The sequence below is a fragment of the Corynebacterium sp. MSK012 genome, from assembly GCF_030232435.1.
Lineage (GTDB): Bacteria > Actinomycetota > Actinomycetes > Mycobacteriales > Mycobacteriaceae > Corynebacterium > Corynebacterium jeikeium_D.
This window is the reverse complement of the sequence record NZ_JASPJU010000012.1, coordinates 48,050-71,500: the sequence shown is the minus strand read 5'-3', so window position 1 is coordinate 71,500 and position 23,451 is coordinate 48,050. Positions and strand designations below refer to the sequence as shown.

Here is a 23,451-nt window from a genome sequence, read left to right as displayed (position 1 = left end):
GCAATGCCTCTTCCTGGTATCGCGCGATTTCGCGGTGCGGTTATAGACCTGCGTTTCTACCCGAAACGCTTAAGTACCTAAACGTCACGATTCAGGAGACTTTGCTTTGAACAGCAAATCCAGATCCGGTGCGAATACATTCAAGAGGAACTGGCCGCAGTGGCTGTTGGCACTGTTTGTTGGCTTCCTCATCCTTACGTACGCACTCGTCTTTTTCACCGGCGGCGGATCAGCCAAGCCAAAGTTGGGCATCGACTTGCAGGGTGGTACCCGAGTAACCTTGGTGCCGCAGGGCGAAAAGCCGACGCGCGATCAGCTGGACCAGGCTCGCAAGATTCTGGAGAACCGCGTAAACGGCATGGGCGTCAGCGGCGCTCAAGTTGTCACCGACGGTGACACGCTGGTCATTACCGTGCCGGGTGAAGACTCACAGGAGGCGCGTACGCTCGGCCAGACTTCGCAGCTCTTCTTCCGTCCGGTAGAACAGCCCACCCAGGGCCCTGATGAAGCTGCCTTTGGCGAGGTAGTTAAGAAGACTGCTGAAGATTGGGTGTCAGTCGGTGTCCTGTCGAAGGAGGAAGCCACCAAGCGTGTTGATGACCTCTACAAGGACATGAACGAAACGCAGAAGCGTGCAATTGATGCCTTCAAGGAACAGAACCCAGATCAGCCGGTTCCCGAGGAGCTGTCCAAGTCGCTGGGCGAGGCCCCGAAGTTGGACGCAACAGCTCCGGCAAAGCCGGCGAACTCAATTGAAGCGGCCGAGCTGCGTACGAAGGTTCGTGACGTGCTGTTGGCGACTCGCCAGTCCGAAGACCCAACGACACAGTTTGCAGCCGCTGCGCTGATGACCTGCGATAACCGCGATGCAGTTGATCCGCTACAGGGTGCCGATGACCCGGCCAAGCCGCTGGTGACCTGTGCGCCCGAAGGCGGTAAAGCCATCTTCCTGGGCAAGGCTCCGCTGTTGATTGGGCAGGAGGACGAGGCCAAGGGCCAGCGTCTGTCCGGCGACGCTATTGATACCAATGCGCCGATTAACGGTGGTTACGATCAGCAGTCTGGTCAGATTCAGGTCTCCTTTAGCTTCAAGTCCGGGAAGAATGACACCGGCGCTCGCACATGGACCAAGTTGACCAATGACTACCTGCAGCGGCAGGTCGCTATCGTGTTGGACTCGAAGGTCATTTCCGCCCCGGTGATTCAGGAGGCAACCCCAGTTGGTTCTGCCACCCGCATCACGGGCGACTTCTCAATCGACGAGGCACAGGGGCTGGCCAATAACCTGCGTTATGGTGCACTGCCGCTGTCGTTCGCAGGTGAGGACGGCGAGCCGGGCGGCACCACCACGACTATCCCGGCCATGCTTGGTTCGGCTTCCTTGGAAGCCGGTCTGCTTGCCGGCATTATCGGTATCGCCCTGATTGTCGTCTACGCGATTGCTCTCTACCGCGGCCTGGGCGTGATTTCGCTGGTTTCGCTGGCAGCAGCTGGAGCGATGGTCTACGGCGTCCTTGTCCTTCTTGGTCGTTGGATTGGCTACTCGCTCGATCTCGCTGGCATCGCCGGTATCATCATCTCCATCGGTGTAACGGCTGACTCCTTCATCGTCTTCTTCGAACGCATTAAGGACGAAATCCGCGCGGGTAGAACTTTCCGCTCCGCGGTTCCGCACGCTTGGCGACGAGCACGGCGCACCATCCTTTCGGGTAACTTTGTGTCCATCATTGCGGCTGTGGTTCTTTACATCCTGGCCGTTGGCGATGTCCGCGGTTTCGCATTCACACTTGGTCTCTCCACAGCATTCGACATTGTGACGGCTTTCCTCGTGACTGCGCCGTTGGTCATCCTGGCTACTCGTAAGTGGCCAGCTTTGTCCAAGCCGTCGATGAACGGCTTCGGCTCGGTCATGGAGATTGCACAGAGGAATAAGACTGTAGCTGCCGGTAAGAAGGCCGGAGCCTCCGATGCCTCCGCCAGTACGGCTGCCGACACCGGTGCAGCTCACTCCAGCGCGAATGAGGGGAAGTAGGAATCCATGAATACTACTCAGACGAATCCGGCGCTAATCACTGAGCCAGAAAGCGTGAAAGACGACTCCTTCTTCCGCCGCCTCTACACCGGCGAGGGTGGAATCAACATCGTCGGCAAGCGGAAGCGCTGGTACCAGATTGCCGTCGCCATCATCGTTGTTGCTTTCGCAGCGATGCTGATTCGCGGGTTCAGCTTCGGTATCGACTTCGAGGGCGGTACCAAGATGACTATGCCGCCGGCCTCAGTGACAACTGAGCAGGCCGAGGAGGTTTTCACTGAGGCGACCGGCGTGAAGCCGGAGCTGGTGCAAATTATCGGTTCTGGTGAGGGCCGAATCCTGGAGATCACCTCTGAGAAGCTGACTCAGGACGAGATTAATAGTGCTCGTATCGCGTTGAATGATGCATTCAAGCCCGTCGATGTACAGGGGCAGCAGACCCCGGATGCCATTGGTGACTCGACCGTGTCGGAGTCGTGGGGCTCTTCGATTACCAACCGAATGCTGCTGGCTGCAGTGGTGTTCCTGGGTCTGGTGTTCATCTACATCACCATTCACTTCGAGCGCGACATGGCCATTGCCGCAATTCTCGCCCTGGTTGTGGATGCAATCGTGATTATGGGCATCTACGCGCTCATTGGTCTTGACGTCACCCCGGCAACCATTATCGGCTTGCTGACAGTGCTGTCGTTCTCCCTGTACGACACCGTCGTGGTTTTCGACAAGGTCGACGAGAACACGGCAGGCTATCGTTCATCGACCCGTAGAAGTTACGCCGAGTTGGTGAACCTGGCGGTCAACCAAACCATCATGCGTTCTATCAACACCACGGTGTCGACGCTCCTGCCAATCCTGGCACTGATGGTCATCGCCGTGGGCATGCTAGGGGTCGGAACGCTGAAGGACCTTGCACTCGTTCAGCTCATCGGCATTATTCAAGGTACGTTCTCTTCGATCTTCCTGGCTTCGTCGCTGTTGGTGTCTCTTAAGTCGCGGCAGCGTGAATACCGCAAGCATGAAGAGGCGGTACTGTCTGCCCGCGCAAAGGCATCTGAGGGAGCCGGTTCGGGCACCGATTCCGCCACCACTGATGTTGCGGAGGACTCGGGCTCGAAGGAGCCGTCGGCAAGCGAGATGGAGCAGTCGACGCCGAAACGAACGGTGACGACTCCGAAGCTTGAGGGCGATGAAGACAAGCCGCTGTCCTGGCGTCCGGGGCAGTAGGAGGTAGCGCCTCCCAGTGGTTCGGGTGAAACTACTTTAAAAGCGCATTGTGCGGGTATCGTTGACAGGTACCCGCACTTTTTCTTTTCGCCGAAAAGGAGCTTAAACCTGTGTCGTATGCACACGCGCGTGAGGCATTAGCCGATCAGATTCGGTTCGTGCCCGATTTTCCAGTTGAGGGCGTACTCTTCGAGGACCTGACGCCGGCGCTTGCCGACGCCACGACGTTCGCCCTGATTGTGGACGAGATTTCCGCCAAGGTGGAAGAGTTCGGGGCTGATGTTATAGGCAGCCTAGATGCGCGTGGATTCCTGCTGGGTTCTGCGGTGGCGTACAAGCTTGGACTGGGAGTGCTCGCTATTCGTAAGAAGGGTAAGCTACCACCGCCTGTGCTGACCGAGACCTATGAACTGGAATATGGTACGGCCGCGCTTGAGATTCCGGCTAGTGGGTTTGAGCTGAAGGGCAAGAAGGCCGTACTTGTCGACGATGTGTTGGCAACTGGTGGCACCCTGTGTGCAGCTCGCGCCCTGCTGGAGACAGCTGGTGTCGAGGTAACCGGGCTGTGCACCGTGCTGGAGGTTGAAGGCCTGGGAGCTCGGGAGAAGCTTGCTGATCTGCCTTTGTACGTGGTTAATAAGGGGTGAATGAGTCATGGCTGAAGGGCCCGCACGCCGTTATGGTGCCCGCCTAGCGCGAAGCCTTACCGGCAACAGAACGAAAATCCGCCCGGTGCTAGATCCCCTTGTCGCGGTGCATCGACAGGTGCATCCGCGCGCAGATTTGGCTGTGCTTCAGCGTGCCTACGATACCGCCGAGCGCCTTCACGACGGCGTGTACCGGAAATCCGGCGAGCCATACATCACTCACCCGCTTGCAGTCGCCACTATTGCCGCCGAGATCGGCATGGATACCACCACGCTGGTGGCAGCGCTGCTACATGACACGGTCGAAGATACCGATTACACGCTGGAGGACCTGGAGCGGGACTTCGGCCCAGAAGTCGCACGACTGGTCGACGGTGTGACCAAATTGGATAAGGTCGCGTTGGGCTCCGCCGCCGAGGCAGAGACCGTGCGAAAGATGATTATCGCCATGAGCCAGGACCCGCGCGTGCTGGTTATCAAGGTGGCTGACCGGCTGCATAACATGCGCACAATGCGCTTCCTGCCGCCGGAAAAGCAGGCTAAGAAGGCCCGTGAGACCCTCGAGGTGATTGCACCGCTGGCGCATCGTTTGGGAATGGCCAGCGTGAAGTGGGAGTTGGAAGATCTCTCCTTCGCCATTTTGTACCCGAAGAAGTACGACGAGATTGTGCGTTTGGTCGCAGATCGAGCGCCGCAGCGGGACCGGTACATCCAGGAAGTCTCCGAGATGATTCAGAAGGATCTGAAGGAGTCTCACATTGCTGCTGAGGTACAGGGCAGGCCGAAGCACTACTGGTCGATTTATCAGAAGATGATTGTCCGCGGCCATGAGTTCGACGAGATTTTTGACCTGGTCGGACTTCGAGTTCTGGTGGACACGACCAAGGATTGCTATGCCGCGATGGGTGCCGTCCACTCGCTGTTCAAACCTATGCCGGGGCGATTCAAGGACTATATTTCCGCGCCGCGTTTCGGGGTTTACCAGTCGTTGCACACAACGGTCATCGGTCCAGGTGGCTCCCCGCTAGAAGTGCAGATTCGCACCCATGAGATGCACTACAACGCTGAGTACGGCATTGCCGCACACTGGCGCTACAAGGAAACCAAGGGCTCTCACAAGGGAGATTCCGCCGAAGTCGATCAGATGGCGTGGATGCGTCAGCTGCTGGATTGGCAGCGGGAGGCCGCAGATCCTAACGAGTTCCTGGACTCCCTGCGCTATGACCTCTCAGTCACTGAAATTTTTGCGTTCACACCTAAGGGCGATGTCATCACATTGCCTGCGGACTCCACGCCGGTCGACTTTGCCTACGCGGTCCATACTGAAGTAGGTCACCGATGTATTGGTGCCAAAGTCAACGGCAAGCTAGTGGCGTTGGAATCACCGCTAAAAACTGGCGACCGCGTCGAGATTTTCACGTCCAAGGATGCCGATTCCGGTCCGTCTAAGGACTGGGAGAAGTTTGTTAAAACTCCACGTGCGCGGGCAAAGATCCGTCAGTGGTTTGCCAAAGAGCGCCGCGAGGAGGCACTCGATGCCGGCCGTGACGCACTGGCTGCAGAGGTACAGCGCGGCGGTCTGCCGATGCACCGCCTGTTCACTCCGGCGTCCATCAAGCAGATTGCCTCCGAGCTGCACTATGCGGATGTCGATGCGCTCTATACCGCTATCGGTAAGGGGCAGGTCTCAGCGCAGCATGTGACTCACCGGCTGATGGCGCAGTTCTCGAGCGCGGACGATGCCGAAGAGCAGTTGGTCTCCCGCACGCCAATTTCAAAGATGAACGTGCACAACACTCCGCGCCGCGCTGACAGCACGGGTGTGTTGGTAGAAGGCAGCGCGGATATGGCCGCTAAGCTTGCCAAATGCTGTACGCCTGTGCCGGGCGATGCCATCTTTGGCTTCGTCACCCGCGGCGGTGGGGTCAGTGTGCACCGTACGGACTGCACTAATGCGGAGAAGCTGCACCAGGAGCCGGAGCGCATTATCGAGGTCTCCTGGGCAACAGATTCCTCCGGTGCGGTCTTCATGGTTACGGTGCAAATCGAAGCACTTGACCGTCATGGACTGCTCTCGGAGATTACTCGCGTCTTCTCCGATCAGAAGGTCTCAATCCTGTCGACGTCCTCCCATACCTCCGATGACCGCGTTGCCGTAATGCGTTTTAGCTTCGAGGTTTCGGACACTAAGCAGATGGGCTATATCTTCAACATTCTGCGCGGTGTCGAGGGAGTCTTCGATGTCTACCGCATTACTTCTGGTCAGTAGGCGGTTTAGCAGCCCATCGATATGTGAAAAAGGATGAGGCCGCGTAGGTATTAAAACAGGGCCAAGGTGAAACACCTTGGCCCTGTTTTTGATTAATTTCTGAATCAGTCAGTTGAGTCAGCTACTTGACTTCCGCCTTCTCAATACGGACTTCCTTAGCTGGCTTACCGTCAGAGGTACCGCCGCCCTCGATACCGTTCTTCGCAATGTCCGCAACCGTCTTGGTGCCCTCGTCAGTCATGGAGCCAAGCACGGTGTACTGCGGAGGCAGCTGAGAATCTGCCCAGTTGAGGAAGAACTGGCTGCCGTTGGCATCTGGGTCGCTCGGGTTTGCCATGGCGATAGAGCCCTTCGGGTACACCAACGGGGTATTCTGATCCAGACCAGAATCCTTGACCGGCCATTCGCCAGCGAACTTGAAGCCCGGGCCGCCGGTACCGGTACCAGTCGGGTCGCCACACTGCAGAACGTTCAGGCCACCACCGGTAATACGGTGGCACACAGTGTCATTGAAGTAGTCGGACTTGGCCATGTGCTCAATTGCATTGACGCCGCAAGGTGAAATAGTGCGGTCCAGCTCCATCGGAATGTCGCCCTGGTTAGTCTTCAGGGTGATGGTTACAGTGCCAGTGGCGGGAACGTTGTCGGTAGCTGGCTTATCTATTTCCTTCGATGCCTCGCCATCATCCGGGTAGTCACAGGTCACGGTTTCCGGAAGTGGGGAAGAGCGCTTCATTGGAACCTTTTCACCGCTGACAGGAGTAGCTGTCAGAGCTGCAGGTTCGACTGGAGTCGTGGATTCATCAGCGGCCTCATTGTCGTCAGCGCCGCCAGCCGTGGTCAGCAAGTAGATGCCGCCACCGATAAAGAGCAGGATAGCCAAGGTAGTTACGACAACGCCCAGTGGCTTCAGCTTCTCGGCACGTGCACGGCGCTTAAGTTCGCGCTCGAGCGTCCGCATCGCATCTTTGCGCCTTTGCTCATTATTGGCCACTAGTCTTTCTCCGTATCTGTTAGTCATCTATTGCTGGTGACGGAACACCAGCGGACGATTTTGCCCATTGATAGTGACCGCATTTGAAGTAACAGCTCAGTCGGTCACCGTCGCGTACACAATCGACCATTATGCCCGGGATTGCTTCCCATTTGCGAGATGACAGGCCAACGAGCAAGGGGAAAGGTGCTCTCTTCCCGTTGTTGGAAGGCGCAAATAGCCTGCCGGGGGCTGTACACAATCGTTACAATGGAGCGCCATGGAGATATTTGGTTTTGCAGCCGGCCCTTTTCAGACCAACTGCTACGTGGCAACAGGCGCTCCGGAAATGGACGGCCTGTCCACCCCATGCGTCATTGTTGACCCGGGCATGGGGGCGTTCGAGGTAGTACGCGGCGAGGTTGAGAAGCGAGATTGGAAGCCGGAAGCAATTCTGCTGACCCATGGTCATATCGACCATGTCCGCGATGTCGCGGAGGCCTCCGACTTCTGGGATATCCCCGTCTTCATTCACGAAAGCGACAATGTGTTGCTGGCCAATCCGAAGCTCGGCGGTTCTTCTTTCGGACACCTCTTTGACATCGATTCTATGCAGGCTTATACGGAAGCCGATTTCTTCGAGGATGGCGACGAAGTAAAGTGGGCAGGGTTGAATTTCGAAGTCATTCACGCTCCGGGTCACTCTCCGGGATGCGTGATGCTGCGCGCTTCCGATGGGGAAGATGAGATTGTCTTCAGCGGGGACGTCCTCTTTAAGGGGGCTATCGGTCGCGTAGATTTGCCGGGCAGTAGTCCGGAGCACATGCAGCAGTCGTTGAAGGATAAGGTCCTCCCGCTGGCGGATGACCTCATGATTCTTCCGGGCCATGGCTCCGCATCGTCGATAGGCGAGGAACGCGCGACCAACCCGTTCCTGCAAAACCTCACCTAGCCTGGCTGACACCTCGTGAGAGTTGGCAGGTAGAGTTAGCGGGGTGAACTCTAGCCAGAAGCCAAAGAAGTTGAAGCCATTCTCCGCGCCCAAGGGCGTGCCGGATTACGTCCCGCCGGTCTCCCGCGAATTCGAGGCGGTGCGAAACTCATTCCAGCACCGCGCACGACTTGCGGGCTATGAGCACATTGAGCTGCCAATTTTCGAGGACACCGGGCTTTTTGCACGTGGCGTAGGTGAATCGACGGACGTCGTCACCAAGGAGATGTACACGTTCGCCGACCGCGGCGACCGCTCCGTCACCCTGCGCCCGGAGGGTACCGCGGGCGTGATGCGCGCGGTCATTGAGCACAATTTGGACCGCGGTCAGTTGCCGGTCAAGCTTTCCTACGCGGGGCCGTTCTTCCGCTATGAACGCCCGCAGGCAGGCCGTTACCGTCAGTTGCAGCAGGTGGGCGTAGAGGCAATCGGCGTCGATGATCCTGCGCTGGACGCTGAAGTCATCGCGCTTGCCGACGCATGTTTCCGCGGCATCGGCCTGGAAGGATTCCGGCTTGAGCTGACAAGCCTCGGTGACAACACCTGTCGCCCCGAATACCGCGCTAAGCTGCAGGAATTCTTGTTTGACCTGCCTCTGGATGAGGAAACGCGCCACCGTGCAAACATCAACCCGCTGCGCGTTCTCGACGATAAGCGACCGGAAATGCAGGAAATGCTCGCCGACGCGCCGCTGATGCTGGACCACCTTTCCGACAGCGCCCGCAGTCACTTTGAAGCTGTGACTGGACTGTTGGATGACATGAAGGTGCCCTATGTCATCAATCCTCGAATGGTGCGCGGACTGGACTACTACACCAAGACGTGCTTCGAGTTTGTTCACGACGGCCTTGGTGCTCAGTCGGGTATCGGTGGCGGTGGTCGCTACGACGGGCTGATGGCGCAGCTCGGCGGCCAAGAGCTGTCTGGAATTGGCTTTGGTTTGGGTGTGGATCGCGCGCTGCTCGCACTGGAAGCAGAGGGCAAGCAGGCCAGCGATGGTCGACGCGTCGATGTGTATGGTGTTGCGCTCGGTGAAGAAGCCGCTCACGCTATGGCGGTGCAGATCAATAAGCTGCGCCAAGCGGGTATTCGCGCGGATATGTCCTACGGTGGCCGCGGGCTGAAGGGGGCAATGAAGGGTGCCGATCGCGCTGGAGCCCGATTTGCGTTGGTCCTCGGCGAGTCTGAATTGGCCGCGGGCGAGGTTCAGCTGAAGAACCTTGAGTCCCACGAGCAGCACGCAGTCGCCCTAGATGCACTGGTTCCGGAGTTGCAGTCGCGCATCTAGGAAACGCGCATTTGTTGAGTGCGGAGTCTAGCTGTAGACGCCGCGCTCGAGAGTGTCGCACTGAGACATCTTTCCTGACTTGTAGCCGGTCAGGAATGCCTTCGTACGCTGCTCGGCCGAGCCGTGGGTCCAGGAGTCCGGTTGAACACCACCGCCTGAATGCTGCTGGATGGTGTCATCGCCAATGGCCTTCGTAGTTTTGAGGGCATCGGCAACCTGCTCGTCGGAAAGCGGTTCGAGGATTGCGTCCGGACCCTTGTCCGCGTAATGAGCCCAGATACCCGCGTAGCAGTCGGCCTGCAGCTCAATCTTTACAGCGTCGGAATCGGGGCCCGGTTCGTTGTAGTTACTGCGGCCGAGGGTGCCCTCCAACTTCTGGATGTGATGTCCGAATTCGTGGGCCACGACGTATTCCTGAGCGAGCGGTCCGTTGCCTCCGCCCATGCGCTCCAGGGTGCTAAAGAACTCCGTGTCGAAGTAGGCCGTTTGATCAGCGGGGCAGTAGAACGGGCCGGTGGACGAGGACGCTGCGCCGCAGCCCGACTGAGTGGAGCCTTCAAAGAGGACTAGACCTGGGTTCGTGTACTCGATGCCGGCCTGCGCGGGGAGCTGTTCTTCCCAGACTCGGTCGACCGAAATACCGGTGAATTCCATGCGGCAGTCGATGCGGCTGTTGGCATCTTCGCCGGTCTTGCAGGGATCCTCACCAGGGGACTGCTGTGCAGTCTGAGAGGACTGATTGTTCTGGGCACCTGTCAGCTGTCCCAATTGTCCCGGGTCACCGCCGAGAAGTAAGTACAGGCCAATGAGGACAAGGCCGCCGATACCGCCACCGCCTACGGCGATAGCGCGGCCACCACCCGAGCGTCGCTCGGCACGAGCCGAGCTCTTTTGGAAGTCATTCCGGAAGGTCATAGGAGTAAGACTATTGCATAAGGTGCGGAAAACGGGCCATTGAATAGCGCTGCGTCATAGTAACCGCATGTAAATCAACGTCAGGACCTACGGAGAACTTTGTCAAAATGAGTACATGAAGCCCGAGGTAGACCCAAGGCGATGACCGGTAATAAGCAAAATAGCCGGGGTCTTCTTCTCACCTTTCTGGCTTCAAGGTAGACTACACGGACGAAACCGCTATCCACAGCGTTAATCCCTATAGCACCAATTTTGGAAGGACCAATTCGCAGTGCTTCGTACGCATCTTGCCGGAGACCTCCGCGCTGACCTCGCCGGCAGCACAGTAACCCTGACCGGTTGGGTAGGACGCCGCCGTGACCATGGTGGCGTGATCTTCATCGACATGCGTGACCGCTCCGGTTACGCCCAGGTTGTGTTCCGCAACAGCGAAGTTGCTGAGCGTGCACACCACCTGCGCAGCGAATACTGCATTCAGGTCACCGGTGTCGTTGAGAAGCGCCCGGAGGGCTCCGAGAACCCGAATCTGGCATCGGGTGAAATTGAGGTCAATGTTACGGAGCTGACCATCCTCAACGAGTCGGCGGCATTGCCGTTCCAGCTCGAGGATGTTGGAACTTCTGGCACTGTGGGCGAAGAAGCCCGTCTGAAGTACCGCTACCTAGACCTACGCCGTGAAGGCCCGGCCAAGATTATGCGTCTTCGTGCGGCTGTCAACCGCGCAGCCCGTAAGGTGCTGGACAGCCACGACTTCACCGAAATCGAGACTCCGACGTTGACTCGCTCTACGCCGGAAGGTGCTCGTGACTTCGTGGTGCCGGCTCGTTTGAAGCCGGGCACTTTCTACGCACTGCCGCAGTCCCCTCAGTTGTTCAAGCAGCTGCTTATGGTCGCTGGCATGGAGCGCTACTACCAGATCGCCCGCTGCTACCGCGATGAGGACTTCCGCGCTGACCGCCAGCCGGAGTTCACTCAGCTCGACGTTGAGATGAGCTTCGCCGAGCAGGACGATGTCATTGCGCTGGCAGAAGAGATTCTGGTTGCTATCTTCGCTGAGGCCGGTGTCACTGTTCAGACCCCGATTCCACGCATGACCTTCAAGGAGGCCATGGAGAAGTACGGTTCTGACAAGCCGGACCTGCGCTTCGACATTCCGCTGGTGGAGTGCACCGAGTTCTTCAAGGACACCACTTTCCGTGTCTTCCAGAACGATTACGTCGGTGCAGTTGTTATGGACGGTGGCGCATCGCAGCCTCGTCGTCAGCTCGACGCTTGGCAGGATTGGGCCCGCCAGCGCGGCGCAAAGGGCCTGGCCTACATCCTCGTTGGGGAGGACGGCACTCTGGGCGGCCCGGTTGCCAAGAACATTACTGACGCAGAGCGTGAAGGCATCGCGGCGCACGTAGGCGCGAAGCCGGGTGACTGCATCTTCTTCGCTGCAGGTGACGCTAAGAGCTCCCGTGCACTGCTGGGTGCTGCTCGTGGAGAGATTGCCAAGAAGCTCGGCCTTATCAAGGAAGGCGACTGGGCATTCACCTGGGTCGTCGACGCACCGTTGTTCGAGTCGGCTGCCGACGCTACCGCTTCCGGTGACGTTGCGCTGGGCCACTCGCAGTGGACTGCTGTGCACCACGCCTTCACCTCGCCGAAGCCAGAGCACATGGATACCTTCGACAAGGATCCGGGCAACGCACTGGCTTACGCCTACGACATCGTCTGCAACGGTAACGAAATTGGTGGCGGCTCCATTCGTATTCACCGCCCAGATGTCCAGAAGCGCGTCTTCGACGTTATGGGCATCGGCGAGGAAGAGGCACAGGAGCAGTTCGGCTTCCTGCTGGACGCCTTCCAGTACGGCGCTCCGCCGCACGGTGGTATCGCATTCGGTTGGGACCGTATCGTTTCCCTGCTGGCCGGCGTTGACTCCATTCGCGAAGTTATCGCCTTCCCGAAGTCCGGTGGCGGCGTTGATCCGTTGACTGACGCCCCGACTCCGATTACCGCTCAGCAGCGCAAGGAGACCGGTATCGACTTCAAGCCGAAGCCAAAGCAGAAGGCAGACGGCGTTAAGGCAGCAGCCGCCGCAGGCGACAACAAGTAAACAAAGAAATCACATTGCGAGGAATGTGATCTGCCACTCCAGCGTGAACAGCGCGAGTGGCGCCAATTCCTCCTAACCAAGGCGGTACTGGCCACAACGCAACATCCGTATCGCCTGACTGAAACTGGCTCATTGAAAGGGCATTCAATGGAGTACTCGGACGACGCTGCAGCAGAAGTTGACAGCGTAGTTAAAGACGCAGCGACACTGCTTTCCGCACGATTCGGCGGCACTCCAGTGTTGTCGGATCCAGAAGTACTTACAGGCCAGTCAAACGCTCTTGTTGTCCGCGTACGGGTCGCCACAAATCCCTTTATGCAGGAACGCACGGTCGTCGTAAAGCAAATTCCTACGACGACTGAAGGCGTCGATCCCGCCGTTTTACGGGAAGTCGTGGCGTACCAGTTCATCAATACACTGCCTGACGACGTCCGCCCGGGGCCTCAGCTTCTTGCTTACGATGTTTCAAAGCAGCTATTGGTTCTCAGCGACGTCGGTGTCGTGGACACTCTTGCGGACGTACTCTTTCGTGGCGATGAAGAGCGACGATTGCGCGCATTCCGCAGCCTCGGCGCTTCGCTGGGTCGGATGCATATTCACACGCATACTCGTGAAGAGGGATTTGAGACCCTGCGTCGTCGTATGTGGGTGAAGAACAAGGTCGATCGCGAGGCTCTCGAGGCGCGTGACCACGGCATTGTGTCGGGGATTCGCTTTGGTATGCGAGCTGTCGAGGGGTCCGGCATTCCTGTTCCCGACGCTGTGCGCTCTTTCGGTGAGGATGCTGCTCGTCGAATTGAGAAGGGCACGCATAGGGCGTTTACTCCGTTTGACCTCGCCCCGGACAACATTCTGCTGGCGGATAAGGTCCAGTTCCTCGACTATGAGTGGGCTGGTTACCGCGATGTCATCTTCGACGTGGCCAGCGTCGTCGCAGGCTTCCCGCTGCACGTTTTCGTGGAGCGTCCATCGGAGGCAGAGGTCGACGTGTTTGTCCGTGCCTGGATGGAAGAGATTCGTGACCATTGGTATCGCGGCACGAGCGACCGCCGTTTGATGGCGTTCATCGCTGCGGCGTTGCTCGGTTGGTTTTTCATCTCCGCAACGGTTTCCTTCTTCGGTTCTCCAAAACAAGCGCTGTGGGTGGGGCATGAAGGACGCACGGACCTGAAGCCGGAAGTTGGCGGCTCAGCACTGGAGCGGCGCGACATGGCTAACACGGCTCGCGCGATTGCACAGTTCGCCCATAAGTGTGAGGACGATCGTGCCGACGAGCTGGAACAGTTCGCGCATGCAGTCATCGATTTCTTAGAGCAAGAGGAAGGCTAGGGCACACGTGGCGGATCCGAATAAGCTGCCGTCAGGCGGTGCAAACGGCTCCGCCGATGACGCTCCAGGGCTTTTCGACGAGCCTTCGGTCGCCGGACCTACAGCGGCCAAGAGCCAAGGTCGGAGTGCGGGGCCAGCAAGCACTGGCCTGAACTCCGATGCGAGCGCCTATTTTCACCCAGGTGCACACGCGCCGTTGGCGGTTCGGATGCGACCGCGAAACCTCGATGAAGTCGTTGGTCAAGACCACCTGTTAGCCCCCGGAGCACCGTTGCGCCGTCTGGTCGAAGGTGGCGGCGACACCTCCGTTATTTTGTTTGGCCCTCCCGGAACTGGCAAGACCACTCTCGCCAGTTTGATTTCCGCGGCGACTGGACGACACTTTGAAGCGCTTTCCGCGCTTAATGCCGGGGTAAAGGAAGTGCGTGCGGTTATCGACACTGCTCGTCGCACGCTCGTTAACCAGGGCATTCAAACGGTGCTCTTCATCGACGAGGTGCACCGTTTTTCCAAGACCCAGCAGGATGCCCTGTTGGGTGCCGTGGAAAACCGGATTGTCCTTCTCGTCGCGGCAACGACGGAAAACCCATCCTTCTCAGTGGTGTCCCCGCTGCTCAGTCGGTCACTGCTGTTGCAGTTGCAGCCACTGGACGACGAAGCCGTCGGCACGCTCATTGATCGAGCACTTACCGATGAGCGCGGCCTGAATGGTCGCGTCAGTATGACAGACGATGCACGTAAACAACTCATTGCGCTGGCAGCTGGAGATGCCCGTCGTTCCCTCACGTACCTCGAGGCAGCCGCAGAAGCCGTAGCCGATGGTGAGCAGATTACCGCTGAGTCGCTTGCCAATTCGATCAACAGGGCTGTGGTTCGCTATGACCGCGACGGCGACCAGCATTACGACGTCACCAGCGCGTTTATTAAGTCCGTCCGCGGATCTGATGTCGATGCTGCCCTGCATTACCTGGCGCGGATGATTGAGGGTGGGGAAGACCCTCGGTTTATTGCCCGCCGAATCGTTATTCTGGCCAGCGAAGACATCGGTATGGCCGACCCGACAGCTCTGCAAACCGCCGTCGCCGCGGCGCAGGCAGTTGCCTTGATAGGGATGCCGGAAGCCCGGCTGACGCTGGCGCAGGCCACGATTCACTTGGCAACAGCACCGAAGTCGAATTCGGTCATAAGCGCAATCGACGGGGCATTGAAGGATGTTCGTTCCGGGAAGACCGGACCGGTGCCACCACATTTGCGCGACGGACATTACAGCGGGGCTAAGGACCTTGGTCACGCGGTGGACTATATCTACCCGCACAATGACCCCATGGGTGTCGTCGCCCAACAGTATCCACCAGATCAGTTAGTGGGCACTGATTATTTCGTCCCATCCAATCACGGTCGTGAAAACGGCATGGCTGAATACCTCGGACGCATTCGCCGAATTATCCGGGGGAGCCGCCGGAAATCGAAGTAGGCGAGATCGGTCGGAATCTACGGGGTGCCGGTGGGGTGGTTTTAAAGTTGCTCGAACCGAGCGGGTAGACTGCTAGTTTTGTATTAAACATCTCGGACGCTCGACGTGAAACGAGGAAGTAGAACACCGTGCAGACTCATGAAATTCGAAATCGCTTCATCCAGCATTTCGTAAAGGCGGGACACACCGAGGTCCCCAGTGCCTCCCTGGTTTTGGATGACCCGAACCTGCTGTTCGTTAATGCCGGCATGGTGCCGTTCAAGCCCTACTTCCTCGGCAATGAGACTCCGGACTTCTCCACCGCGACCTCAATTCAGAAGTGCGTGCGCACACTGGACATTGAAGAGGTGGGTATCACCACCCGCCACAACACCTTCTTCCAGATGGCGGGTAACTTCTCCTTCGGAAATTACTTCAAGGAAGGTGCCATCACTCATGCATGGAGCCTTCTGACTGGTGCTGTTGAGGACGGCGGCTTTGGCATCCCGGCTGAGAAGCTGTGGGTGACGGTTTTCCTCGATGACGATGAGGCCCATGACATCTGGCACGAGAAGGTTGGTGTGCCGGAAGAGCGCATTCAGCGCCGAGGCATGGCGGACAACTACTGGTCCATGGGTGTGCCTGGCCCGTGTGGCCCGTGTTCAGAGATTTTCTACGACCGCGGCCCGGAGTACGGTGCTGACGGTGGCCCAGAGGCGGACGAGGATCGCTACATCGAGATTTGGAACCTCGTCTTCATGGAAAACGAGCGTGGCGAAGGAACAGGCAAGGACTCTTTCGAGATTCTTGGCCCGCTGCCGAAGAAGAACATCGATACCGGTATGGGCATCGAGCGCGTTGCTTTTCTGCTGCAGGGTGTCGACAACGTCTACGAAACCGATCTGCTGCGTCCGGTTATCGACGAAGCTGAGCGGCTCACCGGTTCGAAGTACAGCTCCAACCACCAGGACAACATCCGTTTCCGCGTCATCGCTGACCACAGCCGCACCGGCTTGATGCTGATGCTCGACGGTGTCACCCCCTCGAACTCCGATCGTGGCTATATCCTGCGTCGCCTGCTGCGCCGCATCATCCGCTCTGCGCGTCTGCTCGGCGCTAACGGTCCAGTGCTGGAGAAGCTGATTGGTATTGCGGCCGAGACCATGACCCCGTCGTACCCAGAGATCGCGGAGAACTGGAACCGTATTCGCCGCGTCGCCGTCGCCGAGGAAAAGACCTTCACCAAGACTCTGTCCGCCGGTGAGGAGCTGTTCGAACGTGCTGCCACCAAGGCCAAGGCAGAGGGTAAAACCGTTCTATCCGGTCACGACGCCTTCACCCTGCATGACACCCACGGCTTCCCAATCGACCTGACCATCGAGATGGCCGAAGAGGCCGGCCTGACCATCGACCGCGAGGAATTCGATCGCGAGATGGCTGAGCAGCGTGCGCGCGCAAAGGCCGACAGCCAGGCAAAGAAGCAGTCGCACACCGACCTGCATGTCTACCGCGAGTTCATCGATGAACACCCGACGTCCTTCACTGGTTACGATCGGCTTGCCGACGAATCCACGATTCTTGGCATCATTGCCGATGGCCAGAAGCAGTCGTTTGCCGCAGAGGGCGATGAGATTGAGGTTATCCTCGATCGCACTCCGCTCTACGCCGAGGCCGGCGGTCAGCTGGCTGACCGTGGTCGTATCGTGACTGATTCCGGCGCTGTGGTCCACATCAACGATGTTCAAAAGGTGGGCAAGAAACTGTGGCTGCACAAGGGCATTGTCACCGCTGGTGAATTCACTCCGGGTGTCTCTGCTGAAGCTTTGGTCGACGAGCAGTGGCGTCACGGTGCTCGTCAGGCGCACACTGCAACTCACTTGATTCACGGTGCTCTGCGTCAGGTACTGGGGGATACTGCAACTCAGGCTGGTTCCATGAATAAGCCGGGCTACCTCCGTTTCGACTTCAAGTACGGTGAGCAGCTCACACCGGAACAGCTCCGTGAGATTGAGCAGATCACCAATGAGGCTGTCGACAACGACTGGGCTGTCAATACTGCCGAGATGCCTTTGGAAGAGGCCAAGGCAGCTGGTGCCATGGCATTGTTCAACGAGAACTACGGCGACATCGTCCGCGTTGTCGAGGTCGGTGGCCCGTTCTCAATTGAGCTGTGTGGCGGTACCCACGTTTCGCATTCTTCGCAGATTGGTCCGGTAGCTGTGCTGGGCGAGTCCTCTGTCGGATCGGGCGTGCGCCGTATTGAGGCCTACTCGGGTATCGATTCCTTCCGCTACCTGTCCACCGAGCGTCTCCTGGCTGAGCGACTGGCCACTGAATTCAAGGCTCCGTCTGCTGAGCTGCCAGACCGCATTGCAGCACTGGCTGAGAAGCTCAAGGCTGCAGAGAAGCAGCTCGCTGATTTCAAGGCCGGACAGCTGCTGGCCAATGCCGCGTCTCACCTGGAGTCCGCTCGCACCATCGGCGATGTCACCTACCTCGGACTTAAGCTTCCCGACGGTACGGAGATGAAGGACATCCGTTCGCTGGCTAATGACTTGGCGAAGCGCCTTGCGGATCGCCCAAGCGTCATTGCGTTGATCTCCAACGCCGGCGGCAAGGTTCCGTTTGTGGCCTCGGTTTCGGATGAAGCCGTCAATCGCGGTATTAAGGCCGGCGATTTGGTGAAGCTGATGGGCGCTGAGGTCGGCGGCAAGGGCGGCGGTAAACCGGCAATGGCACAGGGCTCCGGCTCTGATGCTTCCGGTATCGACGCAGCATTGGCCGCTGTTGAGGCCGAACTGTCCAAGTAGCCAATTAACGGCTGTGCTATCGGAAGAGCAGTAAACAATGGCTAAGCCCCGCATTGATACCCCCGGCCAGGATGATCCCGGTCGGGGTCGACGGCTCGGAATCGACGTCGGCGATGTCCGCGTTGGTGTCGCAGTCTCTGACCCCGACTGTATCCTGGCGACCCCGGTTGAAACAGTCACTCGAGCAACGGGGCGAAAAGATCCTGACGGGCCGGATATTGACCGGCTCGTGGAACTCGCCACTGAACTTGAGGTCGTCGAGATTGTTGTCGGCATGCCCCTTATGCTCGACGGCACGTTCGGGACTTCTGCGCGGAAAGCTACTGACGTTGGATTCCGGCTGCAGCGCCGACTCGGTGACCGAGTCGTAGTGCATTACGCCGACGAGCGTATGACGACGGTAATGGCTCAATCACGGCTGCACGCAGCAGGTATTGATGTTAAGTCCGGGCGGAAGATTATTGACCAGGCTGCGGCAGTAGAAATTCTACAATCCTGGTTGGACAGACGGGCAAAAGCTTTGGACGAAAGTACCGACTAGGGGGCACACAAAAGTTACCGAAAGGTGACAATTCACCCACCTTTGCGCAATTATTAAGTGTGTAATACCTGAGCACGTTTTCTTCGTGCATGGGATTTGAAAAGTTGAAGTGGCGATTCACACCTACAATGCAACCTAGTGCTACGACTTCGTCGTAAAGCTATGTCGCACCAGTCGTTATCAGTCGCGTGTCGTACCCAAATGGGAGGACTCCTTGCTGATACCGATGGGAGAGTGAGCTGCATTCGAGGAGATTATTGATGAGTAAAGACGCGCAGACTGCGCGCCGCACTGCTAGCGGCCGTGCCGACCGGGACCGCGCTGGTGCTCGTAGCGGTGGGACAAAGCCTCGAGTTCGTCACCGCCAAACGGCAGTGGCAATCAACGTGACTTCTGTGCTGTTATGCGTGTTGGTCCTCGGAGTGATTGGCCTCGTCTGGAATCGTGGCGGCATTGTTGACGATTACGATGGCAAAGCTGAGGGTCCATTGACGATTGTCGAAGTCAGTGAAGGCACGTCACTTACTGATTTGTCCAACCAATTGGTGGAAAGCGGCGTCGTCAAGTCTTCCCGTGCGTTCATCCAGGCCGCGAATGAGAACTCCCATTCAAGTGAATTGCAGCCGGGTTTCTACCGACTCCATCAGCGGATGAAGGCCGCCGAGACCGTCGAGGCTCTTCTGAATGTCGAAAATCAGGTCGGTACCGTTGACATTCCGACTGGCGTCCGTTTCGCCGATACCCGCATTGTGTCCTCATCGGATGTACGTAAGGGAATTTTCTCGCTTATTTCTGAGGCCACTTGTGTTGAGGACAATGACTGCGTGTCCAAGGCCGACCTCGAACGTGCTGCTGGGGAGGCCGATTTGGCCGCGCTCGGTGTTCCAGAATGGGCACGGGACGCGGTAGCTGCGCGCGGCAACGACCCCCGTCGTCTTGAGGGACTCATTACGCCGGGTATTCATCACCTTGACCCGCAGCAGACGCCCGAACAGATGCTGGCAAAATTGGTCAAGGAATCGGTGAAGAACTATGAGGACACGGGCCTCATGGCTTCGGCGGACATGGTTGGTCTATCTCCATACGAGTTGATTACCGCAGCTTCTCTGATTCAGATGGAGTCGCCAGATGGTGACTTCGATAAGGTCGCTCGCGTTATTCTCAACCGTCTCGACGAACCGATGCAGCTGCAGTTCGACTCGACAGTCAATTACGATCTGCCGGATCAGGAAATCGCAACCACGGATGAGGACCGCGCGCGAAAGACCGCATGGAACACCTACGCCAAGGAGGGGCTGCCGGAAACCCCTATTGCTTCGCCCTCCATCGAGGCGATTCGTGCCATGGAAAATCCGGCTGACGGAACCTGGCTGTATTTTGTCACGGTGGACAAGGAAGGGAATACCGTCTTTAGCACGACCTTCGAAGAGCACGAGGCCGCTATTGACGAGTCACGCAGCAATGGCGTGCTGGATTCCAACCGCTAAGAGGTAGAACTCCTATGCCTATAACTCATCGCGCAGCCGTGCTGGGAGATCCGATTGATCACTCGTACTCGCCGGCTATTCACAACGCCGGTTACCGCGCTGCGGGAATGAATGACTGGCACTATGACCGCATTCGGTGCAACGCCGAAGAGCTTGCCGACGTCGTTGGTGGCGCAGACCCCAGTTTCCAGGGGTTTTCCGTCACAATGCCAGGCAAGTTTGCCGCGCTGGACTTCGCCGATGAAGTCAGTGAGCGCGCACGGCTCATTGGTTCAGCGAACACCCTGGTCCGTCGCGATTCGGGCTGGTTTGCCGACAACACTGATGGTGACGGCGTATTGGGAGCACTGCGCGAGATTGACTGCACGAACGCACCACGTGGTCGCGCCGTTGTTGTTGGTGCCGGTGGCACGGCACGACCGGCACTTTGGGCGCTATCGCAGCTGGGTGTCAATCATGTGACTGTAGTAGCGCGCTCCAAGCGCGCATATGACATTGAACCGCTAGCTGCCGCGCTGGGGATGGAATTTGTTTGGGTGACTTTTGATGCTCCAAACCTGGCAGATATTGCTGGCAATGCCGACGTGCTGGTCTCTACGGTGCCGTCAGCCGCAATTGAATCGGTTGCTGGCTACCTCGCTCGAGCACCGAAGATTCTCGATGTCATTTACAATCCCTGGCCAACCCCACTTGTGAAAGCAGCCGAACGCGGAGGGACACAGGCGGTCGGTGGACTGTCCATGCTGCTACATCAAGCGGTGGGACAGTTTGAGCAGTTCACCGGACGCACTCCCGATGTCGAGGCGATGCGTGCAGCGCTGCCGAACTAGCTCACCCCCGTTAGAATCTCAAAGTTATGGGGTGGGACATAATTGAGATAGGGCTGTCTCCAATTGGACAGTACAGGATTGACCCGGTCTACCTTGACCGGGTTTTCTATTATCTAGTCGTGTTGCTTGTTCTCGGCTGGGGCGGTACTGGCTGCTGGTTGGATGTGACCCGGCGAAGACTGCCGAACTGGTGGTTGATGCTAGGGGGAGTGGGCCTGATAGCGATCACTGGAATGGTGCTCCAGCATAAAGGCACCTTGGCTGACAATCTCGTCACTGCGGTCGCAGCCGTAGGAATGGGGATAGGCCTCTGGTTTGGCCTCTATGTAGCAGTCTTTATGTTTAACCCACGCTCTATGGGGGCTGGAGATGTGAAGCTCGCAGCAATTCTCGGTGGCGGTGTCGGTCTGGTATCGGGCGAGCCGGTGGCGGCAGCAATCTGGATTGCAGTGGCAATTCTGTTGGCTGCGGGACTCACTCTCCTCATAGCAGGAGCCACCGCGGGAAAGCGGCGCTTGGGTGACCGTCGTAAAGCAAAAACAGCGCTTGTACCGGCGAGCGTGGCTCATGGGCCTGCGATGCTTGCAGCAACCGCCATTGTGTGGGGGATAAGCGGAGGGCACCTACAAGTCCCCTGAAGCGGTAGACCAGGGGCGATAAAATGGGGCATATTTGATACTTGTATGCCCCCAAATGCACAAGAAGTACGGCAAACGTGACATTATGATACCTATGCTTCGTTGGACTACCGCGGGTGAATCTCACGGCAAAGCGCTTATCGCTCTCGTAGAAGGTGCGCCAGCCGGACTTCCCCTGACTACAGATGACGTATCACGCCACCTCGCACGCCGCCGCCTCGGTTATGGTCGAGGCGCGCGAATGAAGTTTGAGGCTGATGAGGTCACGCTGCTGACTGGCATTCGACATGGTGAGACGCTGGGATCGCCGATTGGCATAATGGTCGGCAACTCCGAATGGCCCAAGTGGACTGAGGTCATGAGCCCGGATTCGGTTGACCCAGCTGTTCTGGATACAGCTCGTGGCGCCACCTTAACCCGCCCGCGCCCGGGGCATGCCGATTTCAACGGCATGCTGAAGTACAACCACACCGATGCTCGAAACATCCTGGAGCGTTCATCGGCTCGTGAGACTGCAGCACGTGTGGCGGCATCGGTTGTGGCCCGCTCAATTCTGCGTGAGACTCTCGGTGTGGAAGTTGTCAGCCACGTTATTTCCATCGGTCGTTCCGAACCCTTCGAGGGGCCACTGCCGACCTTCGCCGATCAGGACAAGATTGACGAGTCGCCAGTGCGTGCATTCTCCGCAGCTGCGGAGGAGTCGATGATTGACGAAATCAAGGCCGCCAAGAAGCAGGGCGACACTCTCGGTGGCATCGTTGAGGTCGTTGTCCACGGTCTGCCGGTGGGCCTGGGATCGCACATTTCCGGTGATGCCCGTCTGGATTCGCAGCTTGCAGGTGCCTTGATGGGAATTCAGTCCGTCAAGGGCGTGGAGATCGGCGACGGTTTTGAGGAAGCCCGTCGCCGTGGCACCGAGGCCCATGACGAAATGGTGCGTACCGACGACGGCGTGGATCGTGAAACTAACCGCGCCGGTGGCCTGGAGGGTGGCATGACTAATGCTCAACCTCTCGTTGTACGTGCTGCGATGAAGCCAATTTCGACCGTCCCGCGTGCGCTGAAGACCGTTGATATGGACAGCGGCGATGCAGCTACCGCAATCCACCAGCGCTCTGATGTCTGCGCGGTCCCGGCCGGTGGTGTTGTCGCAGAGGCAATGGTTGCGCTAGTACTGGCGCGTGCAGTAATGGAGAAGTTCGGCGGCGATAGCCTGGAGGAAACCAAGCGTAACGTTGAGGGCTACTTGGAGCAGACTCGACGTCGCCTTGATTGGAAATAGCGCCACTGTCGCGCACACGAAGAAGGGTAAAACGAGGGGAATGTCCGTTCCTACTATTGTCCTTGTCGGACCGCCCGGATCGGGAAAGTCCACCATCGGTCGTCGACTGTCTCGTGCATTGAGCACAAGACTCACCGATACCGATGAGATGATTGAACAGCGCATGGGCAAGACTTGTGGGGAAGTCTTTTCCGAGCTGGGAGAGCCGGAATTCCGTCGCATCGAGGAACAAGTCGTGGCAGAGGCTCTGACCCACGACGGAATCGTCTCACTTGGCGGTGGTGCCGTGATTTCGCAGGCGACCCGTGACCTGCTGGCAGACCATAACGTCGTCTACCTCGAGATCAGCATTGCAGAGGGCGTCCGCCGTACCGCGGGTAACAATTCGCGCCCGGTACTCCAGGCGGCTGACCCAGAGGCTCATTACCGCGCACTCTATGAGGCTCGCCGAGCTTTCTACGAAGATGCAGCCACTTTCAAGGTGCGTTCCGACGAACGTTCCCCGCAGCGCGTTGTAGCCGAGATCCTCAGCTACCTCGATGAAACCTGCGACGAGGCTTAACTGGCGACTATTAAATGGCGGTAGCTAATCACTGCCGCATAACCAGCAACTCCATACATTTCTTACGCTAACGACTAGG

At 58.1% G+C, this 23,451-nt stretch carries 18 protein-coding genes; 16 read left to right on the top strand and 2 right to left on the bottom strand.

Annotation, left to right across the window (positions count from 1 at the left end; all coding sequences use genetic code 11):
* The first annotated feature begins 106 nt into the window (after positions 1-106).
* The 4 genes from secD to QP977_RS09325 all read left to right on the top strand — a co-directional run bounded on the left by secD (position 107) and on the right by QP977_RS09325 (position 6,172).
* Entirely contained in the window at positions 107-2,032 is a 1,926-nt protein-coding gene (gene secD, locus QP977_RS09340) for a protein translocase subunit SecD (protein ID WP_049193686.1), read from the top strand.
* A 6-nt stretch (positions 2,033-2,038) separates the two neighbouring features.
* On the top strand, positions 2,039-3,256 hold the full coding sequence (gene secF / locus QP977_RS09335; protein ID WP_070567154.1) for a protein translocase subunit SecF: 1,218 nt from the start codon (positions 2,039-2,041) through the stop codon (positions 3,254-3,256).
* A 110-nt stretch (positions 3,257-3,366) separates the two neighbouring features.
* Positions 3,367-3,903: an adenine phosphoribosyltransferase gene (locus QP977_RS09330; RefSeq protein WP_016422687.1), complete on the top strand. Its 537-nt coding sequence runs from the start codon at positions 3,367-3,369 to the stop codon at positions 3,901-3,903.
* Positions 3,904-3,910: 7 nt separating this feature from the next.
* Positions 3,911-6,172 carry a RelA/SpoT family protein gene (locus tag QP977_RS09325; RefSeq protein WP_016422688.1) on the top strand — a complete coding sequence of 754 codons (2,262 nt, stop codon included), beginning with the start codon at positions 3,911-3,913 and terminating at the stop codon, positions 6,170-6,172.
* A 121-nt stretch (positions 6,173-6,293) separates the two neighbouring features.
* Here QP977_RS09325 and QP977_RS09320 read toward each other — a convergent pair whose 3' ends face one another.
* Positions 6,294-7,133 carry a peptidylprolyl isomerase gene (locus QP977_RS09320; RefSeq protein WP_284847265.1) on the bottom strand — a complete coding sequence of 280 codons (840 nt, stop codon included), beginning with the start codon at positions 7,131-7,133 and terminating at the stop codon, positions 6,294-6,296.
* Between the two features lie 292 nt (positions 7,134-7,425).
* On the opposite strand from QP977_RS09320, the gene QP977_RS09315 reads away from it, so the two are divergent.
* Together QP977_RS09315 and hisS are read left to right on the top strand one after the other, a co-directional pair.
* The gene (locus QP977_RS09315) at positions 7,426-8,097 is read left to right on the top strand and encodes an MBL fold metallo-hydrolase (protein ID WP_070549607.1); all 672 of its coding nucleotides are present in this window, start codon (positions 7,426-7,428) and stop codon (positions 8,095-8,097) included.
* Between the two features lie 43 nt (positions 8,098-8,140).
* Positions 8,141-9,424: a histidine--tRNA ligase gene (gene hisS, locus QP977_RS09310; RefSeq protein WP_284847264.1), complete on the top strand. Its 1,284-nt coding sequence runs from the start codon at positions 8,141-8,143 to the stop codon at positions 9,422-9,424.
* 27 nt (positions 9,425-9,451) lie between these two features.
* On the opposite strand, the gene ypfJ is transcribed toward hisS, so the two are convergent.
* Entirely contained in the window at positions 9,452-10,339 is an 888-nt protein-coding gene (ypfJ, locus tag QP977_RS09305) for a KPN_02809 family neutral zinc metallopeptidase (RefSeq protein ID WP_005511486.1), read from the bottom strand.
* A gap of 271 nt (positions 10,340-10,610) precedes the next feature.
* Between ypfJ and aspS the strand changes: the two genes are divergently transcribed.
* The 10 genes from aspS (at position 10,611) to QP977_RS09255 (ending at position 23,372) form a co-directional block, all read left to right on the top strand.
* The gene (gene aspS / locus QP977_RS09300; protein ID WP_070602563.1) at positions 10,611-12,440 is read left to right on the top strand and encodes an aspartate--tRNA ligase; all 1,830 of its coding nucleotides are present in this window, start codon (positions 10,611-10,613) and stop codon (positions 12,438-12,440) included.
* Positions 12,441-12,587: 147 nt separating this feature from the next.
* Positions 12,588-13,769, top strand: a complete 1,182-nt coding sequence (locus QP977_RS09295) for a phosphotransferase family protein (RefSeq protein ID WP_101738639.1) — start codon at positions 12,588-12,590, stop codon at positions 13,767-13,769.
* A 148-nt stretch (positions 13,770-13,917) separates the two neighbouring features.
* On the top strand, positions 13,918-15,243 hold the full coding sequence (locus QP977_RS09290; protein WP_232250888.1) for a replication-associated recombination protein A: 1,326 nt from the start codon (positions 13,918-13,920) through the stop codon (positions 15,241-15,243).
* A 128-nt stretch (positions 15,244-15,371) separates the two neighbouring features.
* Positions 15,372-18,032 (top strand): alanine--tRNA ligase, encoded by a 2,661-nt coding sequence (gene alaS / locus QP977_RS09285; RefSeq protein WP_101687884.1) that lies wholly within the window; start codon positions 15,372-15,374, stop codon positions 18,030-18,032.
* Between the two features lie 37 nt (positions 18,033-18,069).
* On the top strand, positions 18,070-18,573 hold the full coding sequence (ruvX, locus tag QP977_RS09280; protein ID WP_070827693.1) for a Holliday junction resolvase RuvX: 504 nt from the start codon (positions 18,070-18,072) through the stop codon (positions 18,571-18,573).
* A gap of 260 nt (positions 18,574-18,833) precedes the next feature.
* A complete protein-coding gene (gene mltG / locus QP977_RS09275; protein ID WP_070827695.1) occupies positions 18,834-20,060 on the top strand; it encodes an endolytic transglycosylase MltG in 1,227 nt (408 codons plus the stop codon).
* 14 nt (positions 20,061-20,074) lie between these two features.
* Positions 20,075-20,890 (top strand): shikimate dehydrogenase, encoded by an 816-nt coding sequence (locus tag QP977_RS09270; protein WP_070601470.1) that lies wholly within the window; start codon positions 20,075-20,077, stop codon positions 20,888-20,890.
* Between the two features lie 26 nt (positions 20,891-20,916).
* The gene (locus QP977_RS09265) at positions 20,917-21,528 is read left to right on the top strand and encodes a prepilin peptidase (RefSeq protein ID WP_070827697.1); all 612 of its coding nucleotides are present in this window, start codon (positions 20,917-20,919) and stop codon (positions 21,526-21,528) included.
* A gap of 94 nt (positions 21,529-21,622) precedes the next feature.
* Positions 21,623-22,810: a chorismate synthase gene (gene aroC, locus QP977_RS09260; RefSeq protein ID WP_070827699.1), complete on the top strand. Its 1,188-nt coding sequence runs from the start codon at positions 21,623-21,625 to the stop codon at positions 22,808-22,810.
* A 40-nt stretch (positions 22,811-22,850) separates the two neighbouring features.
* A complete protein-coding gene (locus tag QP977_RS09255) occupies positions 22,851-23,372 on the top strand; it encodes a shikimate kinase (RefSeq protein ID WP_038628898.1) in 522 nt (173 codons plus the stop codon).
* The last annotated feature ends 79 nt before the right edge of the window (positions 23,373-23,451 follow it).

Excerpts from the sequence above, each read along its gene's own strand:
- secF (WP_070567154.1), top strand. The coding sequence starts at position 2,039 with ATGAATACTACTCAGACGAATCCGGCGCTAATCACTGAGCCAGAAAGC.
- QP977_RS09325 (WP_016422688.1), top strand. The coding sequence starts at position 3,911 with ATGGCTGAAGGGCCCGCACGCCGTTATGGTGCCCGCCTAGCGCGAAGC.
- QP977_RS09320 (WP_284847265.1), bottom strand. The coding sequence starts at position 7,133 with ATGCGGACGCTCGAGCGCGAACTTAAGCGCCGTGCACGTGCCGAGAAG.
- QP977_RS09315 (WP_070549607.1), top strand. The coding sequence starts at position 7,426 with ATGGAGATATTTGGTTTTGCAGCCGGCCCTTTTCAGACCAACTGCTAC.
- ypfJ (WP_005511486.1), bottom strand. The coding sequence starts at position 10,339 with ATGACCTTCCGGAATGACTTCCAAAAGAGCTCGGCTCGTGCCGAGCGA.
- QP977_RS09295 (WP_101738639.1), top strand. The coding sequence starts at position 12,588 with ATGGAGTACTCGGACGACGCTGCAGCAGAAGTTGACAGCGTAGTTAAA.
- ruvX (WP_070827693.1), top strand. The coding sequence starts at position 18,070 with ATGGCTAAGCCCCGCATTGATACCCCCGGCCAGGATGATCCCGGTCGG.
- mltG (WP_070827695.1), top strand. The coding sequence starts at position 18,834 with ATGAGTAAAGACGCGCAGACTGCGCGCCGCACTGCTAGCGGCCGTGCC.
- QP977_RS09270 (WP_070601470.1), top strand. The coding sequence starts at position 20,075 with ATGCCTATAACTCATCGCGCAGCCGTGCTGGGAGATCCGATTGATCAC.
- QP977_RS09265 (WP_070827697.1), top strand. The coding sequence starts at position 20,917 with ATGGGGTGGGACATAATTGAGATAGGGCTGTCTCCAATTGGACAGTAC.
- aroC (WP_070827699.1), top strand. The coding sequence starts at position 21,623 with ATGCTTCGTTGGACTACCGCGGGTGAATCTCACGGCAAAGCGCTTATC.
- QP977_RS09255 (WP_038628898.1), top strand. The coding sequence starts at position 22,851 with ATGTCCGTTCCTACTATTGTCCTTGTCGGACCGCCCGGATCGGGAAAG.